This window comes from Leptospira harrisiae (assembly GCF_002811945.1).
In the GTDB taxonomy this organism is placed as follows: Bacteria; Spirochaetota; Leptospiria; order Leptospirales; family Leptospiraceae; genus Leptospira_A; species Leptospira_A harrisiae.
In genome coordinates this window covers 120202-139303 of the sequence record NZ_NPDX01000002.1, presented here as the reverse complement: position 1 = coordinate 139303, position 19102 = coordinate 120202, and the positions used below count along the sequence as shown (strand labels likewise).

General features: G+C 36.6%; 22 protein-coding genes. 12 read left to right on the top strand and 10 right to left on the bottom strand.

The window, feature by feature from the left end:
* A complete protein-coding gene (locus CH364_RS10475; RefSeq protein WP_100743857.1) occupies nt 1-1170 on the top strand; it encodes a glycosyltransferase family 4 protein in 1170 nt (389 codons plus the stop codon).
* Here the strand turns inward: CH364_RS10475 and CH364_RS10470 are convergent.
* The 3 genes from CH364_RS10470 to CH364_RS10460 are packed head-to-tail and all read right to left on the bottom strand — an operon-like array spanning nt 1151 to nt 3904.
* Nucleotides 1151-1963, bottom strand: coding sequence for an inositol monophosphatase family protein (locus CH364_RS10470; RefSeq protein ID WP_100743856.1), 813 nt, complete (start codon nt 1961-1963; stop codon nt 1151-1153). The two genes, CH364_RS10475 and CH364_RS10470, sit on opposite strands and share 20 nt — an antisense overlap.
* Nucleotides 1963-2832, bottom strand: a complete 870-nt coding sequence (locus CH364_RS10465) for a magnetosome magnetite crystal formation protein family (RefSeq protein WP_100743855.1) — start codon at nt 2830-2832, stop codon at nt 1963-1965. The genes CH364_RS10470 and CH364_RS10465 overlap by 1 nt, the downstream gene beginning before the upstream one ends.
* Nucleotide 2833: 1 nt before the next feature.
* A complete protein-coding gene (locus CH364_RS10460) occupies nt 2834-3904 on the bottom strand; it encodes a toxic anion resistance protein (RefSeq protein WP_100743854.1) in 1071 nt (356 codons plus the stop codon).
* A 51-nt stretch (nt 3905-3955) separates the two neighbouring features.
* Here CH364_RS10460 and CH364_RS10455 point away from each other — a divergent pair, with 51 nt between their 5' ends.
* From CH364_RS10455 to CH364_RS10440, 4 genes are read left to right on the top strand one after another with little or no spacing between them, the layout of a single operon-like run.
* Nucleotides 3956-4714, top strand: a complete 759-nt coding sequence (locus CH364_RS10455; protein ID WP_243401345.1) for a site-specific integrase — start codon at nt 3956-3958, stop codon at nt 4712-4714.
* 55 nt (nt 4715-4769) lie between these two features.
* Nucleotides 4770-5108, top strand: coding sequence for an STAS domain-containing protein (locus tag CH364_RS10450; protein ID WP_002975971.1), 339 nt, complete (start codon nt 4770-4772; stop codon nt 5106-5108).
* Between the two features lie 7 nt (nt 5109-5115).
* Nucleotides 5116-6552, top strand: a complete 1437-nt coding sequence (locus tag CH364_RS10445) for an ArnT family glycosyltransferase (RefSeq protein ID WP_100743853.1) — start codon at nt 5116-5118, stop codon at nt 6550-6552.
* Nucleotides 6549-7199, top strand: a complete 651-nt coding sequence (locus tag CH364_RS10440) for an SGNH/GDSL hydrolase family protein (protein WP_243401344.1) — start codon at nt 6549-6551, stop codon at nt 7197-7199. Before CH364_RS10445 ends, CH364_RS10440 begins: the two co-directional genes overlap by 4 nt.
* Here the strand turns inward: CH364_RS10440 and CH364_RS10435 are convergent.
* Both CH364_RS10435 and CH364_RS10430 read right to left on the bottom strand, forming a co-directional pair.
* Nucleotides 7188-7979, bottom strand: a complete 792-nt coding sequence (locus CH364_RS10435) for a type III pantothenate kinase (protein WP_100743852.1) — start codon at nt 7977-7979, stop codon at nt 7188-7190. The two genes, CH364_RS10440 and CH364_RS10435, sit on opposite strands and share 12 nt — an antisense overlap.
* The gene (locus tag CH364_RS10430; protein WP_100743851.1) at nt 7980-8735 is read right to left on the bottom strand and encodes a biotin--[acetyl-CoA-carboxylase] ligase; all 756 of its coding nucleotides are present in this window, start codon (nt 8733-8735) and stop codon (nt 7980-7982) included.
* 59 nt (nt 8736-8794) lie between these two features.
* On the opposite strand from CH364_RS10430, the gene CH364_RS10425 reads away from it, so the two are divergent.
* Entirely contained in the window at nt 8795-9610 is an 816-nt protein-coding gene (locus CH364_RS10425) for an SDR family NAD(P)-dependent oxidoreductase (RefSeq protein WP_100743850.1), read from the top strand.
* A 12-nt stretch (nt 9611-9622) separates the two neighbouring features.
* Nucleotides 9623-10510, top strand: coding sequence for a methylenetetrahydrofolate reductase [NAD(P)H] (metF, locus tag CH364_RS10420; RefSeq protein WP_100743849.1), 888 nt, complete (start codon nt 9623-9625; stop codon nt 10508-10510).
* On the opposite strand, the gene CH364_RS10415 is transcribed toward metF, so the two are convergent.
* Nucleotides 10475-10975, bottom strand: a complete 501-nt coding sequence (locus CH364_RS10415) for an MORN repeat-containing protein (RefSeq protein ID WP_207762284.1) — start codon at nt 10973-10975, stop codon at nt 10475-10477. The genes metF and CH364_RS10415 overlap by 36 nt on opposite strands.
* An 83-nt stretch (nt 10976-11058) precedes the next feature.
* Here CH364_RS10415 and CH364_RS10410 point away from each other — a divergent pair, with 83 nt between their 5' ends.
* Genes CH364_RS10410 through CH364_RS10400 form a run of 3 tightly spaced genes read left to right on the top strand, consistent with a single transcriptional unit; the run spans nt 11059 to nt 13633 of the window.
* A complete protein-coding gene (locus tag CH364_RS10410) occupies nt 11059-11418 on the top strand; it encodes a response regulator transcription factor (RefSeq protein WP_100743848.1) in 360 nt (119 codons plus the stop codon).
* A gap of 2 nt (nt 11419-11420) precedes the next feature.
* Entirely contained in the window at nt 11421-12023 is a 603-nt protein-coding gene (locus tag CH364_RS10405; RefSeq protein ID WP_100743847.1) for a chemotaxis protein CheX, read from the top strand.
* Nucleotides 12023-13633 (top strand): ATP-binding protein, encoded by a 1611-nt coding sequence (locus tag CH364_RS10400; RefSeq protein ID WP_100743846.1) that lies wholly within the window; start codon nt 12023-12025, stop codon nt 13631-13633. The genes CH364_RS10405 and CH364_RS10400 overlap by 1 nt, the downstream gene beginning before the upstream one ends.
* A gap of 25 nt (nt 13634-13658) precedes the next feature.
* On the opposite strand, the gene CH364_RS10395 is transcribed toward CH364_RS10400, so the two are convergent.
* From CH364_RS10395 to prfA, 3 genes are all read right to left on the bottom strand, one after another.
* Nucleotides 13659-14237: a hypothetical protein gene (locus CH364_RS10395; protein WP_100743845.1), complete on the bottom strand. Its 579-nt coding sequence runs from the start codon at nt 14235-14237 to the stop codon at nt 13659-13661.
* Between the two features lie 3 nt (nt 14238-14240).
* Nucleotides 14241-15932: a S8 family serine peptidase gene (locus CH364_RS10390; RefSeq protein ID WP_100743844.1), complete on the bottom strand. Its 1692-nt coding sequence runs from the start codon at nt 15930-15932 to the stop codon at nt 14241-14243.
* A gap of 81 nt (nt 15933-16013) precedes the next feature.
* Nucleotides 16014-17075 (bottom strand): peptide chain release factor 1, encoded by a 1062-nt coding sequence (prfA, locus tag CH364_RS10385; protein ID WP_100743843.1) that lies wholly within the window; start codon nt 17073-17075, stop codon nt 16014-16016.
* A 67-nt stretch (nt 17076-17142) separates the two neighbouring features.
* On the opposite strand from prfA, the gene CH364_RS10380 reads away from it, so the two are divergent.
* Entirely contained in the window at nt 17143-17763 is a 621-nt protein-coding gene (locus tag CH364_RS10380) for a hypothetical protein (RefSeq protein ID WP_100743842.1), read from the top strand.
* A complete protein-coding gene (locus CH364_RS10375) occupies nt 17760-18887 on the top strand; it encodes a hypothetical protein (protein ID WP_100743841.1) in 1128 nt (375 codons plus the stop codon). The genes CH364_RS10380 and CH364_RS10375 overlap by 4 nt, the downstream gene beginning before the upstream one ends.
* Here the strand turns inward: CH364_RS10375 and CH364_RS10370 are convergent.
* Complete coding sequence (locus CH364_RS10370; RefSeq protein ID WP_100743840.1) at nt 18884-19081, bottom strand: hypothetical protein; 198 nt, start codon at nt 19079-19081, stop codon at nt 18884-18886. The two genes, CH364_RS10375 and CH364_RS10370, sit on opposite strands and share 4 nt — an antisense overlap.
* Nucleotides 19082-19102: the final 21 nt, after the last annotated feature.

Here is a 19102-nt window from a genome sequence, read left to right as displayed (position 1 = left end):
TTGGCAAAAATATTAATCATCACAGCACGATTTTTACAAAATGCATCTGGCGGTGCAGAGAAATTAGCTTACGATTATGCGTCAATTTTATCTGAATCAAATGACGTTACTGTTTGTACATCTTCTGCAAAGGATTATGTAAGTTGGAAAAATGAATTTCCGAAAGGTGATAGAATAGAAAATTCAATTCGCGTTTTAAGATTTCCTGTGACTCAAACAAGAAACATGACTAAAATGAATCACATCTTAAACCAATGTTTGGAAAAAGGTGAATCAGTTTCAGAAAAAGAACAATGGGAATTTCTAAAAGAACAGGGACCTTATTGCCCTGACTTAATTAATTACATAACAAAAGAACAAAATTCTTATGATTTAGCGATTTTAATTGGATACCTTTATTATCCTGTTGTGGCAAGCATTCCAAATTTGAAAATACCTTTTGTCATAGTTCCAACCTTTCATGATGAACCTCCATTTCGACTTCCCATGTATAAAAAAGTATATTCAAATAATTTTATATATAGTTTTAACGCTCCTGAAGAAATGTCCGTTTACGAAAGTTATACAAAACAAAAAGTTAGTTCTTATTTTTTAATTGGAACTTATCTTGTTGATCATTTTGTTCCGGAGAAATTCACAATTTCAAAATCGAATCAATTGATTACCATAGGCCGAATTGAACCGGCAAAAGGATATCCTGAACTTTTTCAATATTTTGAAAATTGGCAATTATATTCTCATCGGAAAGACATCAGTTTAAAATGTTTGGGCTCCGTTTCATCATTGGAAATTCCAAAAAATCCATTAATTAATTTTACTGGTTTTGTAAGTGAAGAGGAAAAAATTTCTGAAATTCAAAAATCATTTCTTTTGTTAAACCCATCTGCTTTTGAAAGTTTTTCAATTTCTATTATGGAAGCTTGGATTCAGAAAAAACCAGTTTTGGTCAACGCCAATTCATCCGTAATGCGAGGCCATTGTTTAAGAAGCCAAGGAGGATTGTATTATTCAGATTCTCTTTCTTTCCAAAGGACTTTGGATTTTCTATTGGAAAACCGAGAAATTGCCACCCGACTGGGTCGGAATGGCAGAGAGTATGTTCTGAAAAATTTTAGTAAAGATGCGATCCGTAAAAAACTAAATCAAATGGTTAATATACTACTCGGTTGATTTGTCCTTCAAATTCAGCTAACAAATATTCATGCACAAAACCATTAGTTGCAAGTAAACTCGGAATCAAAATTGAAAAATCATTTCCATCCATTGACGTGATTTTTCCTTTTGCTTCCAAGACAATCAAGCCAGCAGCAGCCATGTCCCAAGGTTTTAATCCAAGTTCATAATAACCCTCAAATTTTCCTTCGGCTAACCAACATAAATCGAGAGTTGCTGCACCTGTTCTGCGAATTCCACGGGATTTTTGCAAAATAGATTTATAGTATTGCATAAGCGTATCTAAAGATAAATTTCTATCGTAAGGAAATCCTGTTACAAAAAGAGAGTCTTTCAGTGAACTTGTTTTGGAAACTTGGATAGGAGTTTTTTCTCTGAATGCTCCTTGGCCTTTGATTGCATGATAATAAGTATTTAACTCAGGAAAAAAAACCATTCCAATCAGGGGTGTCATTGTTTCTGTTTCTACGACCCCAACGGAAACTCCATACAAAGGCAAACCATGAGTATAATTTGTAGTTCCATCCAATGGATCCACAACCCAAGTATAACCCGACTTACCATCAATCGTTCCACGTTCTTCGGATAAAATTCCATCGAGGGGAAAGTTTTTTTGAATTTCATCCAGAATCATCGACTCTGCTTTTAAATCTGCTTCAGTGACGAGATTGTACAGACCCTTTTCATCTACTTTAAGTCCTGATTCTTTATGTTTTTGAACCAAAAAATCAGCAACATTTGGAAGAAAGTTTAAAAAATGATATGATCTATCAAGTAATTCAGATTGCATCAATACCCACCAAATTCGATGTTTTTCTTCATTGCGGTGATCTCAACATCTAAATTTAGGGTTTCATCTGCTTTCAATTTATTTCTAACCTGTTCTGTCGTTTTAATGACTTCGCTCAGCAACGAGTTTAATTCTGTTTTTCTTTTTTCAGATTCTGCTGAATTAACTTCTGAATTCAACTGATTGTATTGGTTTAAAATTTTAGAAACAGTCTCAGGGAAGTAATTTAAAAATTGTTTTGCTTTTCGATACGAAAGTGGATCTTCTGCAAGTTTTACACGTAGGTCTGAAAGCGAATGTAAATATTCTGTACACAAACCTTGTAAGGTTAGATCAGTAAGAGATTTGGATTCTTTTTCGGTTTTACTTCGGAATTCATCCAACTTTTCCATTTGCGATTTGTATTCGCTAAACTCTACTTTGTCTTCGAATTTTTTCTTAAGTTCATTCCAATTCTCTTTTGTTTGATTGGAAGAAAAAAGAAGTGGGAAAAAACTAAATGGATAATGATGCGCTTTTCCGATGGTCGTACGATAAATGGCGATTCCCAAAAAAACAACATGTAGGAATGCCATTAATACATAAGAAAACACCAGCAAAACTCGATCATCACTAAACTTAGCTCCAAATCCAAAAAATCCAAGAGATAACAATGCCTGTAAATAAATTGCCTCTAGCGATTGTTTGGCGGAGTATGAGGACTTATTTCTAGAAAGCCAAAGTACAAAAGGATAAACCATTGCACCAAGTGAAGAGATAAAAAAAGGAAAAGGCAATAATGCCATAGGATAAGTTAAAATTGTAGAAAGATGGGCACGCCTTGCCCATTTCCTTTCTTCTTGATTTTGTTCCAACTCTAGTTCTGACATTCTATTTTGATTCCAACAATTTTTGTTTGATTTCAGATTCTATTTTGATCATTTCTTGTTCTGCAGATTTTCGTTTTTGACGTCCATCTTCTTGAATTTTCAAAGTTTCAGTAATGGTTTCGATTAATTTTTGATTCACAGATTTTAATGTATCAATTTCAATGATTCCTTTTTCCGATTCTCTAGCAATTTCAACTGTTCCTGTCTTTAACATTTCGGCATTCTTTTGAATCAAATCGTTTGTTGTTTTGGAAACTTCTTTTTGTGCCTCTAAAGCTTTTCTTTGACGTAACAAACCTAATGCGATCACGATTTGATTTTTCCAAAGTGGAATTGTGTTTAAAATGGAACTTTGAATTTTTTCAACAAGGACCTGGTTGCCGTTTTGGATGAGTCGGATTTGTGGCCCAGTTTGTAAGGAAAGAATCCGAGTGAGTTTTAGATCATGAATTTTTTTCTCAAATCGATCTACCATTTGCACCATATCTTGGTACTGTTGTGAAGCCAAAGTGTCCCCTTGGGCTTTTGCCTTTTCTAACATTTCGGGTAGGATTTTGTCTCTTAATTCTTTTACCTTTTGGTCACCAGCAGCAATGTACACTTGGATTTCTTTAAAATATTCCAAATTTTTCTCATATAACGCCTGCAACAATGTTATGTCTTTTGTTAGGTTCGTGCGTGCAGTGTGTAACTCATCTACGATTTTTTCTATTTGCGATTGTAAATCTTCAAATTTTGCCAGGAATTTCCTGGAAGCATCAAAAAGACCACCAATGAGCGGAATTTTAGATAAAGTCCCTCCCTCACCAGCAAAACTATCCAAATTTAAGTCTTTTATTTTAAACAACAGGTTATTTAATAATTCGCCTGCATAGCCCGAATCCTTTGTTTTAATTTCTGATAGAACTTTGTCGGCAAATTCAGATACCTTGGCCTGGGCTGAGGCCCCATAAGATACTACATCATTCGGACTATTGAGTTTAATTTGTCCTGTAAGTTCTTCAACTTTTTGTAAATCTTCCTTTGTCAGTTGGAGTTCCGGGTCATTCGTTTTCAGTTCCAAAGCGTCCATTCCGTGTTTGTCCTTTATCGTTTCTCACAAAGATAGGATCGTTTTTAAAATATGAATCAAGCAGAAAATGGGAAGGTGCGAAAACATGAACTAGTAAATTTATTTCTTAGGAAAATCGATCCAAAACCACAGTTTGGTGACAATTTGATTGCATGGATTGTTATAACTGATACATTCCTGCGAGAAAATTATATGCTAAATAAAGATTTGAAATTACCGGCCCTCCTCCCACAAGTTCTGACAGTTGATGTGACAACGCTTGACAACCGTTTGATTGACCAATCAGAAATACGAACTCTGTTGTTGCGACTCCGGTACCGGAATTACCACCACTACTTAATCATTAAGTTTTTGGTTTGCACTGGTCTTTCACTCCCGGAGCTCATCCATCTTAAGGTATCAGACTTCAACTCTGAACGCACCATCTTTAAATTAAAGAACGGTGGTCGTTTGCAAAGAAGGAAGATCTTTCTTGAACCCAACCTAGCTTTGGAACTCTATCGTTATTCATCAGAATTTTCACCGACTGATTATCTGTTTCCAGGTCGTTATGGAAAGTTACGGACAAGAACCGTTCAGAAAATTCTAAAGAATGCAAGTAACCTCATTTCAAGAGAAATACATATTCCGTTCCTTCGTGATGTGATCGCATTAGATCTTTTCAAAAAAGGTTTTCCTGTTTGGGAAATCCAAGAGTTTTTGGGACATAGATCCACACGTTCCACTAAGCAAAGAATATTATTGCACATTCCGGTCGAAGAACGAACAGATCCGCGACTTTTTAACCGAAACAAAAACCAAGCAGCGTAAAAATTTCTTGAACCTTTGGTGTTTTCAGAGATTCTAGTCACCAAGTAGGCTCGCTTTGGAAATAAAGACCAAAAAAATCGGAAAGCACACACTCGTTCACCTTAATGGTCGTTTGGACATTACCCATTCGGATGAAGTGGAGGCCAAATTGGCCGATGACGTGCAAAACGGCGAGGGTGATATCATCATCAACCTAGAGCTTATCTCCTATATCTCTTCTTCTGGGATTCGCATCTTTGTTGGGATGGTTCGAGAATTGGACAAACAAGGCAGAAAGTTAAAACTCTGTTGCATCACTCCTCCTGTCAAAAAGGTGTTCGATGTAGTGGAACTTTTGGACTTGTTCGAAGTTTTTGAAACGGAACAAGAAGCCGTTAACTCGCTTTCCAAATAAAATCCACGTGGCTTATGCCTCGTTTTTCATAATCTCCGCAGTATTTTTCTTCCAGGTTTGGATCAACCTGGATCTCTTCCCTGTTGTATGGCCCGATGAGGTTTTGTTTTTCTCACCATCCCTTTCATTTGCAAACGAAGGCCATTTAAAAACCGATGTTTTGAACGGTCTCATTCCCGGTATGGAATCCAAGACATTGTGGATGCCTCCCTTATATTTTCTTTTCTCTGGCTTCACTCTCTCTGTTTTTCCTGATTCAATCACAACTGTTCGCATTGCAAATGCCTTCATTGTTTACCTAACCGGGTTGGGTTTTTATTTTCTATTGCGAAGGCAGTCCATTTCGGAGTTTGCCAGCCAAATCGCTTTGGCCAGTTTATTGTGGGAACCTTTGCTTTTTCGTTTTGGTACTGCGGCTAGAATGGAAGGCCTAACTGCATTTTTCTTTATTCTAAGTTTACTGTTTGCAACTAACAAAAGATTTACGAAATTTTCGTCCCCTTTTTTAGCTGGGTTCGCACTTTCCTTATCTTCGTTATCACATCCAATCGGTGCTTCCTTTGGATTAGTGACTCTATTTTTAGTTTATAGAAACTTTGGGTTCAAATCTCTACCTTGTTTTATTTTCGGGGGAATACTACCTATTTTAGGTTGGTTATATTATATCCATCCCAACTGGGATTGGTTTGAAATCCAATTTGGTGCTCAACTCACGCGCAAACGAAATTTACTTCAAACATTTACACTCATTGACAAACTAAAAGTTTTTTCATTTGGATTTGGATTTTCTAAATTACGTTTGTTGTTGATTACGCTAGAACTATCAATGTTAGCATTTTTGACATATCGATCGTATAAAGAATATAGAACATTGCACCAAAGATGGATCTTATTTTGGATTTGGATTTTTTCAGTTCTTCTCTCCTTGTATACTTCTTCCGAAGGATGGTATGTTTTTCATATTTTGTTCCCGCTGTCTCTTGGGATGGCGTTGCTATATGACTCCAAAAGTTTCAATTCGAAGTTAGCATTTTTGGGAATTGTATTATCTCTTTCCAGTTTACTTTATACAAATCATATCCATTGGTTTCAAACTGATTCCAAACAAATTCTTGAATCCCACTTCCAACATTTGGAAATGAGTTTAAAAAATTCTAAATTTGTTTATTTGCAGGCACTTCCTGATCCGTATTTTGACTTACGAAAAAAAAGACCCGATTTGAATATTTTAGAATTCATTCCGGGAGAACTAGACATTCCTTCCGATGCGTACATTAAAACCATTCAAACGCGAGATAGTTTTGTTTTTTATGATGACCAGCTCATCAATCATGTGATCAAAGATTTTTTAAAAAAATCCGCATGGAATCGAGAAGAATGGGAAATTCCTGTTCCCGGCAATCACTGGTTACATTACAAAACAATTGTATATACAAAAAAATGAAAGATTGGATTTCCAACAAAACTATTTTGTTTCCATTGTTTGGTTTTCTTTTTTGTATAGGTTGTTATCATTCAGATAAATCAACAAACCAGTATTTATCTCTTTTGGGAGGCGTATCATTGGAACGACGTATAACAATTGTTGGAGATTCTCTTGGCCAATGGTCTGATGGTTTTGGATTAAAAACAAAACTTCCAAAAGAGTTCACAGTGAAAGACATTTCCGTTGCAGGTTATACAACAGAAGATTGGCTACAGAATCAAAACAGGATGAATGAAATCCCAACTGACCTTTGGATCATTGAATTGGGAACCAACGATGCTATGGTCTATGGAACTAATGGATTTGAATCAAGATCTATAGAGTTAATTTCTATTTTACAATCTTCACAAAATACTAAAATTCTATTTACAGCCCTACCCCTTACCAATATGTCTTCTATTCGCGAAATCATTCGTTCCAATAACCAAATCCTTCGCAATTTAAAAGCTACAAAAACCAATGTTGATTTTGTAGAAATCGAATCTATTTTTGAATCATATACTGGCGGAGTTCCTTTGTATCCAGCTTCTGATCCCATTCATCCCAATCAAATCGGGTATGAACTTATGGGTGAGGCATATCGTAAAAAAATTTTAGGAATTTAGATCCGCAAGAATTTTTAACCCTTTCAAAGTCATCATCGGATCAATTTCATCGAAAACCTGGTTATGCGAAGCATGAATCGTAGTGACGAGGCCACCAGTTCCCACAACAACATAATCCCCTGGATGTTCTTCTTTAATCGCTCTTACAATTTCTTTCAAAAGTCCAATCCAACCAAAGAAAAATCCAGCTTGGATAGATTCCACCGTAGATTCGCCTAACACGCGACTAGGAGATCCAAAAACAATGGGAGGAAGTTGAGCTGTGTTTCGAGTTAATGCATCCATAGATATTTTTAATCCAGGAGCAATCACACCACCAACATATTCTGGTTTTTCACTAATCACACAAAAAGTGGTAGCGGTACCCAAATCCACAAGGATTGCTTTTTTTCCTGGATATGTTTTTGCGCAGTAAGCAGCGTTTACCAGTCTATCGGCACCAATCTCAAAGGGACGCGGATAACTAATTCCAAAATTGAGTTTCATTTGATAATGAACACGTAATGGATTTACATTAAACCAATCCTCTAACATTCGCTCAACGATTGGATTCAAAGAAGGAACAACACTCGAATAAATAGCCATTTTCACTCGATCTGCTTTTACATTTTCTTGTGTTAAAAACCCTTTCAAAAACAATCCAAGTTCATCGGATGTTCGATCCCGACGTGTTACCGTTCTTTTATGAAAGTCAGGAGTGTCCTCTCCCTCACGAAAAACTCCAAAGACGGTGTTTGTATTTCCTACGTCGATGACTAATAATAATGGTGATTCTGACATTTATATAATCCGAAATTTTGGTGATGTGTCCATAAGCTCAATCTTTTCACCGGTTTCCGTCATGATGAGAAGGAATCCTAATTCATCAATTCCCAAAACACGGCCGCGTACCATTCTAGATTGCCATTCAGTTTCAATCACCTTGTGTTTGAGTAAAGAATGATCTTCGATCCAAACTAAATCTTTTAAGATTTGTCCTTGGTCAAGTAATGAAATTACAGCTTGGTTGATGTCTACAATCAACTGATTAACAAATCTTTCTAAAACTCCTTCTTCCAGTGGTTGGTCACATAAAAAAGCGGCCTTGTCTTTCAGTGTTTCAGGAATATTTTTTCCAAAAAAATTAAGACCGATTCCAATGACAACATCGAAGATTCCATTCGTAAATTCAGACTGTACTAAAATCCCAGCTACTTTTTTATCTGAGCGGTAGATATCATTCGGCCATTTGACAGTTGTATCTTGTTCACGTTCAGGGAAAAATTGATAGATTGTTTTTAAAACAGCTGATGAAACAAATAAGGATAACAAAGGAAGGGAAATTTCCGCAGCAGATAACCTAATTTTCCCAGAAAATATCAATGGATCTTCACCTAACGTTTGCCATACATTTTGTCCGCGACCTTTTCCAGCGGTTTGTTCATCAGCAATTACCCATGAACCAAAAGGAATTTTTACATCACGAATCCATTCGTTGGTTGAGGCAACGGTGGAAAGCCTATGACCCAATTCTGATTTTAACAATCTATATTCCATGCGTCTATTTCTCCTTCGATTCCGATTGACGAAAGTAAAAAATGTATTAGATTGAGAGTATGAAACTATCGGGAAATACAATACTTGTCACTGGCTGTGGTATGGGAATCGGTGCTTTAACAGCAGAACGATTAGCCAAAGAAGGAAATGATATTATTGGCGTAGATATCAAGCTACCCATCTTAAAAGAAATCCAAACCAAAGTGGAATCACTAGGAAGAAAATTTTATGGGTTTGCTTGCGACCTTTCTAAAGAGTCAGAAATCGAATCTCTTATCAAACAAATCCAAAAGAAAAAACTTACTTTCCAAATTCTAGTCAACAATGCGGGAATTGCACCCAGTGGCTACTATGAAGGCAAAGAATTTTCCGTTTGGAGCAAAGCCATTCAAATCAATGTGGCCGCGCCAATGAAGTTGGTTTATCTTTCCCTTCCTATTTTGCGGGAACAAAAAGAAGCAGCAATTATCAATTTGGCAAGTATAGCTGGTAAATTTGGTACAGAAGGAACTGTAACTTACTCTGCAACCAAACATGCTATGGTTGGATTCTCCCAAGCATTAAAAATGGAACTTTATGATACTCAAATTGGCGTTAGCTGGATATGTCCAACTATGGTCAATACGAGGATGATAAACGGTGTCAAACCTTCCCTTTTCACCCCTGTGATCGAGCCTTCTCAGGTTGCAGATGCGATTCTCAATGCGATCAAAAAAAACCCAGGGGAAGTTTTGGTTCCATCTTATTTACGAGCCTCTATAGTGATCCTTCCTGCCCTATTTCCTAAATTTTCACTCTGGTTGGCGGTAAAAACAAAAGCTTCAAAAGGTTGGCTCTTGGCTAACAAGGGACTTGAGAAAAATATTCCTCTTTAGAGGATAGGTTTTATGCATATTTCTCAGGTCCTAGGTAAAAAACAAACAACCATCAGCTTCGAATTTTTTCCTCCAAAGAATGCCGAAGCTTCCGAGGATTTGTTCCGAAACATCCAGGAATTGTCTCAAATGAACCCAGCCTATGTCAGTGTTACCTATGGTGCTGGGGGATCCACGAGAGACCTCACTCACGATTTAGTAGTCAAACTACAAGAAGAAACAGGTTTAACGATCGTTAGTCACCTTACTTGTGTCGGCTCTACAAAAGATGAAATTCGAGAAATTTTGAAACGATATCAAAAAAGTGGAATCCATAACATTATGACGCTTCGTGGAGACCCACCCAAAGGCCAAAAGGAATTCCATAAAACAGAAAATGGATTTGAATTCGCCGGTGAACTAGTCGGGTTTATTAAAAAAGAATTTCCAGAGATGGGGATTGGAGTCGCTGGTTTTCCAGAAGGACATCCCTCTACTCCTAATCGTTTAAAAGAAATTGAATATTTGAAATGGAAAGTAGACCAAGGTGTTGATTACATTTGTACTCAAATGTTTTTCAACAATAACTACTTTTATGATTTTGTAGAACGATGTGAAATTGCAGGTATCAAAGTTCCCATCATCGCAGGAATTATGCCAGTCACTTCCAGAAAAGGAATGGCGAGAATGGCTGAGTTATCCTTAGGAACTAATTTCCCTGCAAAATTATTGAACTCTCTTTCTCGAGCAGAAGATGATGAATATGCTGAGAATGTGGGTATACATTGGGCAACCGAACAAGTCCGAGATTTGTTAGATCACAAAGTAGCTGGCATACATATGTATACGCTTAACAAATCAAAGGCGACTCGGAAAATTTACGAATCACTCGGGGTTAGAAATTTCGACAGCATTGGTTGAAGAGGCAGATGTCGGTGTGATACCTATCCACCGACTATTTTTCCAAATCCCCTCTAATACCAAACTTCCTTTTGCATTGACAATTCTTGATTGACCTTGTAACTCATTGTTTTCCCAATTTCCCTCTAATATCAAACCATCAGAAAAACGATATTTCCCAAATCCATTACGTTTTCCTTTTTGATAGACACCTATGAATTGGTCGCCATTCGCATAACGATAAATACCTTTTCCTTCCTTATAACCAAATTGGTATTCACCTTCAAAAATATCGCCATTAGAATACTTATAGATACCCGAACCATGTTTGACATCTTCAAAAAAATCTCCGTCAAAATAATCACCGTTTTCATACTGAACCTGAAATTTTCCGTTCCTGCAATTTTCTCCTTCGCAGATTTTTTGGTTCGACTTGCAGAGGCAAAAAAGGGATAAAAATAATAATAATAAATATTTAGGTCGCATGATTGGCTGAGAGTTGGTTTTTTTTCCGTCAATTAATAGGTGCAATCTCATATATAAACTAGTTCGGAATTAAGGCAATACATATGTCACAAAAAAAAGCACTGATCGTAGACGATAGCACTGTTACGCGTTTAATGATCCGAAAAATTATTTTAGATAAATACCCAGAATGGGAGATCTTAGAGGCAAGTACGGCCGATGACGCTAAGGGATTATTGTCTGAAAACCAAGATATAGATTTTTTCACCTTGGATCAAAATATGCCAGGGATATTATCTGGTTTGGATTTAGCTGATGAACTCAAAAAAAATTATAAAATTGCCAAAATCATTTTAATCACTGCGAATATTCAGGATGCAATCAGGAATCGAGCAAAGGCAATTGGAATTGATTTTATAGAAAAACCAGTCACTGCAGAAAAAATAATCCCACATTTGGACTAATTATGAACTTTTTAACCGAGATAGAAAGAGATTCCTTATGTGAATTATTCAATATTAGTTTGGGTGGAGCCGCAAAACTAATGAGTGAGATGATTTCTGATGAAATTTTGCTCACTGTCCCAAGTTTAAAACTAATCAGCACAGAAGAAGCCAAAAATATAGAATATCTCTCTGAGCAAGACGTATGCACCATAGAACAAAAGTTTGTTGGTGGAATTGGAGAAGGATCTGCATTTCTATTATTTCATAAAAGCGCAAGTTTGGAAATTGTCAAAATGATGATGAAGGACTATGTTGCTCTCAATGAAGTTTCACAATTTGAAAAAGATGCATTGAGTGAAATTGGCAACATTATTCTAAATGCAATTTTATCAAACTTAGCAAAAATGTCGAATTATAAAATAGAAACTCATATTCCTGAATTTTTTGAAGGAAAGTATGAAGACCTTCTACTTAGAAGAAATCCAAAAAAAGACAATTCAATACTTTTGGTTTTTATTGATTATAAACTTAGCGGCAAAGATATCAAAGGATACATATTTTTCATTCTTAATTTTGAAAGCATCAAAAACCTTTCTAGAGTACTCATTGAAAAGTTGAAGTAGTGAATACTCTTAGTGAAAAGCATTTACTAACAATTATTAAAAAATCTGGAATTGGAATTCTTATTCTAGATCAAAACCTTAATATCGTATTAGTAAATACCTGGTTTCTTAAAAACTCAGGCTGTAAAGAGTCAGATTTAGAAAACTCTTCTTTTTTAAAAATTTTTCCTGAACTCAGGAATACACGAACTTATAAATCAATCGAATTATGTTTGGAATATTCTCAATACTCTATATTAACTCATACACTAAATCCATTTCCATTTCCTCTTTATGATAATGAAAAAAAAAGAGAATCCGGCGAAAGAATTTATCAATACTTACATATCATCCCTATTTCCATTGAAGATGAAACGAATCACTTTTGTATGATTCAAATTTCAGATGTTTCACAGCAAGTAGTTCGTGAAACACTTTTACGGGAACAAATGAACTTAGCAAACCTAAGGGAAATAGAAGCACAGAAAGCCTCACAAGCAAAAACTGATTTTTTAGCTTCAATGAGCCATGAAATCAGAACTCCACTCAATGCAATTCTTGGTATGACTGATACTTTAAATGAAACAGAGTTAACTGAAGAACAACAAGAATATCTTACTGTCCTTCGAAACTCAGGAAAGGCTCTATTTAATATTATCAATGACATTCTGGATTTATCTCGAATTGAATCCGGGAAATTGGAAATGGAACATATCCACTTTTCGTTAAGAGACCTAATGAGCGAAACAGTTTCTTTATTCTATATGAAAGCAAAAGCAAAAGGTATAGAAATAACATTCTATGTGGAAGATGAAATTTCGGAAAGTATTGCGGGAGATTCTACTAGGTTACAACAGGTACTAATTAATTTATTAGGCAACGCAATGAAGTTTACGGAAAAAGGAAAAATCACCGTAAACTGTTCGTTAAGCGAAAATAAAAAGAGTTTAAAAATTTCAGTCGAAGATACTGGAATTGGTATTCCTTCCGAAAAACTAACATCCATTTTCGAAAGTTTTACTCAAGTTGATAGTTCTACGACAAGGAAATACGGCGGAACTGGTCTTGGTTTAACAATTACGAAAAAGCTAATCCAACTGATGGGTGGAGATATTTACGTTCACAGTCAAGTTTCTGTAGGCTCCAAATTTATTTTTGAAATACCCTATGAAGGTTTTATCAAACGTATCTCAGGAATCCACCAACATTGGCTTAATTTAGAACTACCTGAACCAGAAAATTTTCCAGTATGCAAAGTGCTTTTAGCAGAAGATTCAGATGAGAATGTTTTTATTATCAAAACTTTCTTTCGCAAATATCCAATTGAAATAATTACTGCTTACAATGGAAAAGCTGCACTAGAAAAATTTAAATCTGAGAAATTCGATATTATTTTGATGGATATGCAAATGCCCGAAATGGATGGATTAGAAGCAACTAGAGAAATCAGAAAAATAGAGCAAGCAAATCAGATACGTGCAAGTGATTCCATTCCAATTATTGCTATTTCTGCGAATGTGCAAAAAGATGATATTAGCAAAAGTTTTTTAGCAGGAATCACTTCTTACCTTTCCAAACCAGTTAGAAAACAAGAAATTTTGAAATTAATGTATTTCTATCTAGCTATGTAGCCAAATTACTCTAGTGATGCGAAGATTATTTCAAACTTTTTTCAACAGCCGTATCTGGATACGCTTCCAATACATTTGGTTCAGATAGAATTCCATTGGCTTTTTCCAAAGATACAAATCCTGGATCTGTTTGAAAACTTACTAAACGAGGCGAAAATTGATTTTGGATTTGTACTCCATATTTTTTTGCAATTCGTTCCAAAGTTTCTTGTGATTGGTCTATAGAAAATGTGACTATTAAAAGTCCGGGTAACACAATGTGCGGACCCATACCTACGCCTGTTGAATAAACTTCAGTGACTTTTGTTGTTGTTGCCGACTTGGTTGATTTAGGGAACAACTCTTTTCCTGTTGGCCGAACATTCCAACCAGTTTTAATTCCTTTTTTTCCCTGCAAGTTTTGTTGGGTGTCTTGTGTTTGTTTTTGGTCAACAAATTCAGCTACTACATTGGGGTTACGATAAAATGTTTTAATGACTCCGCCTTCGACAAATGTAATCGAATTTGGCGGGTCTTTCGGTTCTGCCTCCAATGGAAAAAAGAAAGTTCCTGAACCTACAAACACCATATAAATAAAAAGAATTGTTTTGTTTTTCTGATTCATTGGTTACCTTCCATAAATTCTTAGTAGAACAGAGTTGACTGATCCAGTATCCGTAGCGCTTGCATCAAAAACTTTGATGGTCCAAGTTCCATTTGGATTTTCTCCCAAATTCCGGGCCAATCCAAATCGATAGGTCGAGGAACCTGTCATAGATGCGATGGAAGTATTGCCGGTTGCACACAAATTACCACTATATGGATTTGCGCAAGCATGAGCCTCTGTCAAAAAACTTGATGTACCACTTGGTGAAGTGATACGTATGAACAATTCAGGAAAATATGTATGATTGGAAGTAAACTCAACATCCACATATTCGATATAAGTAATACTTGATGTTACATTATAATTAATAGTAGCGCCAGTTACTAGATCATTATCAGGAATAGGTGTATTTGGTGACAATAACGGTTTTGTATCTATAATTTGCGTTTTGGTTATCGGAGTCCAAGTTCCAGCACTAGTGAGTAGATTAGTAGCATCGACTACTCCGAATCCGTATTTATGATTGATATTCAAACCTGCTGCATTGGTTGTCCAATCTGTATCTGTAGAATCGTTTTTGCGAGCAGAATAGGCAACTAACTCACGTACATCGCGCCAGGTCAATTCTGGATAGGAACCCAATAGTAAAGAGATAACACCTGCGGCCAATGGTGTGGCTGAAGAAGTTCCATTGAATTTTTTTGTATAATTTGCAAACGAATAATCACCTGATGTACCACCAGCATTAATTCCAGATGTACCCGTGGCATCTGTTGTGGTAATTGCAGTGGTGTATGCTGTAGTACTGTTTCCTTGCGTATGTGCTACAACCCATAAGTTAGCACCTGATTCCGAATAGGCTGCTTTTTTTCCGTTCTGTCCAATTCCACCAATAGCCATCACTCCGTAAAAATTTGCCTGACCATCGTAGTTAGCGTTATCAACTAGGATTGGTGCCGTAATGCTACCACCGTTGGCTCCATTCCCAGCTGCCCAAACGTAAACAGTACCTTTTCCAGATTTTCCAGTTCGGATGCCTTCGTTGATACCTTGTTGCCAAAGTGAACTTGAAGGCCAAAGCCATCCATACCCATCTGGCGACCCCCAACTATTATTAGAAATGGAAACACGAGAAGCTTCGTTGACCATTGCCCTGTATTCATCTGATGTATAAATTGTAGATTTTTCTAATATGTTCACCCCAACTAACTTAGCACAGGGGGCAGCACCGCGGACACCAACACTATTCCCACCTCGAGCTGCGATAACACCACCTACGGCAGTTCCATGGAAACTATTGGAATAAGTATGGTTTGGATAAATGGTACTGTTTAAAAGATTTAGTCCTCTTGCTGTGACAGAAATATTTGCAGAAAGATCTTCATGCCTTGTGTCGAGACCGTCATCAACAACACTGACAATCACCCTGTTTCCGGACATGTCCTGGTTCCAAACAGGATAAACATTTGCGTCTTCGCCTACCGTTCCTCCCGATTGACCAAGGTTACGTAAATGCCATTGGTCATTAAAAAGTGAATCAGAACTGTTGGGAGAAAAACTACAATTTTCTTCCTGGGCATTGCTTATCGCCTGAAATAAAAAAGCATAAAGTAGGGCATCACTGAAAGGATCATTTTTATTGACTGGATTACAATTTCCAAAGAAAGAACCTACAAGAGTTAGAATGGAAACTGTAGTTTTCAATTGATTCATCTGAATAAAATTCCTGACCTACTTTTTATAACAGTCGAACGGCTGGAATCAATCGAATTCCATAGATATTTGGAATCTTTTTTATGCCTTTGCTTCTGCTAGTCGCTTCGACCGATCCTCTTGGACCAATGCATCAATCAATTCATCCAAATCACCTTCCATAATTGCGGGCAAATTATGACTCGTAAATCCGATTCTATGATCTGTACATCGACCTTGAGGAAAATTATAAGTTCGAATTCGTTCTGATCTGTCTCCAGACCCAACCTGGGCTTTTTTGAGAGCATCCGCACTTTGTTTTGCAGCATCAGCCATCTGGTCTATGATCCGCGCGCGTAACACACGCATCGCTTTGTCACGGTTTTTGATTTGAGAACGTTCTTCTTGGGAAGCAACTACAATCCCAGTGGGAATATGTGTAATCCGAACAGCTGAATCTGTTGTATTGACGTGCTGCCCACCAGCGCCTGACGAACGATAAACGTCGATCCGAAGGTCACTTTCCCTAATTTCAACTTCCTTTTCTTCAGCTTCTGGAAGTATTGCAACTGTTACTGCAGAGGTATGAATCCTACCACCAGATTCTGTTTCCGGAATTCTTTGTACACGGTGAGTGCCAGATTCAAATTTAAACAAGTCATAAGCTTTATCATCATCTAAAGAAAAAACAATCTCTTTAAAACCGCCAATTCCAGTTGGACTTGCATCTATGATTTCAGTGCGAATTCCTTTTTTATCAGCATACTTATTGTACATACGAAATAAATCGGCACAGAACAATCCAGATTCTTCCCCACCCGTTCCAGCTCGAATTTCAACCAAAATACTTTTGCCTGAGTTTGGATCGGGAGGTAATAACATAATTTCGAGTTCTTTTGCTAACTCTTCTAATTTTTTTTCGCCTTCTTCCACTTCCGATTTTAACATGGTATGCATGTCTGGGTCACTTTCCGATTCGAGAAGTAATTTTGCGTCTTGGCAATCTTTTGTAATTCTTAAATATTCGTCTGCTTTTGTATATACGGGCGTTAGGCGAGATCTTTCTTTCGATAGATTCTTCAATGTATCAGATGCGGTGGCCTTGGCGAGCTCGTCCTCGATACGCAGGTATTTTTCTTGAATTTTTTTCAATCTATCTATCATGTCTATGGAAAGGATATAGAATGCCTGTTTTTGATAAACTAAAATCTAAAGAGGAATTCAGAAACCCGTGAACGAAACACCATCTCAGGCCCAATCCGAAGGTTTTTTAGACGGCATTATCGAATTATTTGCCGGCTTAGAGGACTATAGAAGTCCTTATGCACCGACGATTCAACCTCCAGACGGTCTAATTCGGGAACTGGTTCAAAATGCTTCCTTCAAATCCGGCCTAATCAGTGCTACCTGCTCGTTGCCACCTGGCCCTCTGGGGATTCTCAGTATCCTCCCTGAATTACTCTTTATGTATAGAATCCAAGGTCATTTGATTTTAGACATAGCGGCACTTTACGGAAAAGAGGTACAAGTAACAAAAGAACTATTACTTTATTGCCTTTTCAAACATGGAGGTGCCCATGTTTTTCGTAAAATTATAAAGGAATCATCTTTAAAAATATTAATTCGCCCAACAACCGTTAGAGTATTCCAGACTATGTTGGAAAAGTTAGGATTACTTATTACCAAATCAATCATTCGCAAACAATTTGCCCGTTGGATCCCAATTGGCGGTGCTGTGGTCACAGGAACCTTTGCCTACTATGACACAAAACGTGTTGGCCAAACAGCAATGGATCTTTTTTCTAAGGAAATCCATGCGGAAGAAATCCGAGAGTTATTGGAGTCTCAGTGAAATTTTTTTCTTTTTTAATCCCTTTAGTCCTAATACTTTTCTCTTGCCAATCAAAACATGAATCGTTAGTTTCTGAAATAGAAGATTTAATCTCAAAAGAAAAATACGAAAAAGCACTGGCCTTATTACAAGATAGACTTTCCGCTAATCGATCAACATCAGAAATACTTTCTAAAAACAAACCCAACCAACCTCGATTATTTGCTCTTTCAGAAGACCGAACCAAAATTGTTTGGACAGAAAACAAAACTTTATTCTTCAAAGATTTAGTTAATGATAACAGAAATTCCATAGAATTAAAACTTAGACCCGATTCCATTCAGATATCAGCTAATGGAAATTATGTGGCTGTTCAATATCCATTAAAACAGTATGGTGGATGTGCTCTATTTGGTTATTCCACTTCAGATTCTTCCCTCGAACATGAATCCATTGTACATATCCCATGCAAAACGGGAATGACCATTACCAATTCGGGTGATCTTTTGTTATATTTTTTTGAAAACCAACTTTTTGTGGAAAAAACTGGAGATAGTTCCAAACCAGAAAGATTTATTTCGGGAGAAATGTTTCCCACTCCTTATCCAAAATTAAAAACTCACTACCATATCACTTCTATTGGAAACGAATTTCTTGTTTGGTCAGGAATTGGAGGTTCTTATAATTTATTTTTTTTAAATATGGAATCCAAAAGAGTTACTCTACTTTCGAAGGATATAGTATTACCAAGATTTTATTATCACAATGGGAATTCTGGATACGTTGTGGGTGGAAAAGTGGGAGATCTATATTTGAAAGAAGTCGTTTACCACCAAGGTAAAACTCCTTCTATCAATCGAGGAATTCCCATCGTAACTCGTGAAGCCTTCTCTTGGCGTCTCAGCGGAAAAGATGAATTCATCGCTACCAATCAGAACGATCCTAACCAACCGATGAAATGGAAGGTTTCTGGTAAAAAAGAACATTTCCCATTTTTTATCGAAAGACTATGGGGTGTTGCGGGAGACAAAATTATCTATGAAAGCAAACGAGGGGAACTTGTGTTGGATGACCTAAATTTTTCAGCAGAAGATTGGATGATTTATGACTACTTTAAAAAAGTGAGAAAAATGAATGATGGCTAAGCAGCCTGTTCTTTTTCCTTTTTGGCTGAAAAGATATCACATGTTTTGTATGTATCAGTAATGCAATGAGAAGTGAGTCTTTCCAGATCCTCAGTTTGTAAACGATCTTTGGCACTAGGACAAATCGAAAGTCCTTTCGTATACAAAGGGCATTTTACATAAAACTCATTTTTAGGAAGGGACTTCTGTGCCATAACTCTGAAAATTTTTGTGGA

Coding starts and splice junctions, on each gene's coding strand:
- CH364_RS10470 (WP_100743856.1), bottom strand. CDS start 1,963: ATGCAATCTGAATTACTTGATAGATCATATCATTTTTTAAACTTTCTT.
- CH364_RS10465 (WP_100743855.1), bottom strand. CDS start 2,832: ATGTCAGAACTAGAGTTGGAACAAAATCAAGAAGAAAGGAAATGGGCA.
- CH364_RS10460 (WP_100743854.1), bottom strand. CDS start 3,904: ATGGACGCTTTGGAACTGAAAACGAATGACCCGGAACTCCAACTGACA.
- CH364_RS10455 (WP_243401345.1), top strand. CDS start 3,956: ATGAATCAAGCAGAAAATGGGAAGGTGCGAAAACATGAACTAGTAAAT.
- CH364_RS10440 (WP_243401344.1), top strand. CDS start 6,549: ATGAAAGATTGGATTTCCAACAAAACTATTTTGTTTCCATTGTTTGGT.
- CH364_RS10435 (WP_100743852.1), bottom strand. CDS start 7,979: ATGTCAGAATCACCATTATTATTAGTCATCGACGTAGGAAATACAAAC.
- CH364_RS10430 (WP_100743851.1), bottom strand. CDS start 8,735: ATGGAATATAGATTGTTAAAATCAGAATTGGGTCATAGGCTTTCCACC.
- CH364_RS10425 (WP_100743850.1), top strand. CDS start 8,795: ATGAAACTATCGGGAAATACAATACTTGTCACTGGCTGTGGTATGGGA.
- metF (WP_100743849.1), top strand. CDS start 9,623: ATGCATATTTCTCAGGTCCTAGGTAAAAAACAAACAACCATCAGCTTC.
- CH364_RS10415 (WP_207762284.1), bottom strand. CDS start 10,975: ATGCGACCTAAATATTTATTATTATTATTTTTATCCCTTTTTTGCCTC.
- CH364_RS10410 (WP_100743848.1), top strand. CDS start 11,059: ATGTCACAAAAAAAAGCACTGATCGTAGACGATAGCACTGTTACGCGT.
- CH364_RS10405 (WP_100743847.1), top strand. CDS start 11,421: ATGAACTTTTTAACCGAGATAGAAAGAGATTCCTTATGTGAATTATTC.
- CH364_RS10395 (WP_100743845.1), bottom strand. CDS start 14,237: ATGAATCAGAAAAACAAAACAATTCTTTTTATTTATATGGTGTTTGTA.
- CH364_RS10390 (WP_100743844.1), bottom strand. CDS start 15,932: ATGAATCAATTGAAAACTACAGTTTCCATTCTAACTCTTGTAGGTTCT.
- prfA (WP_100743843.1), bottom strand. CDS start 17,075: ATGATAGATAGATTGAAAAAAATTCAAGAAAAATACCTGCGTATCGAG.
- CH364_RS10370 (WP_100743840.1), bottom strand. CDS start 19,081: ATGGCACAGAAGTCCCTTCCTAAAAATGAGTTTTATGTAAAATGCCCT.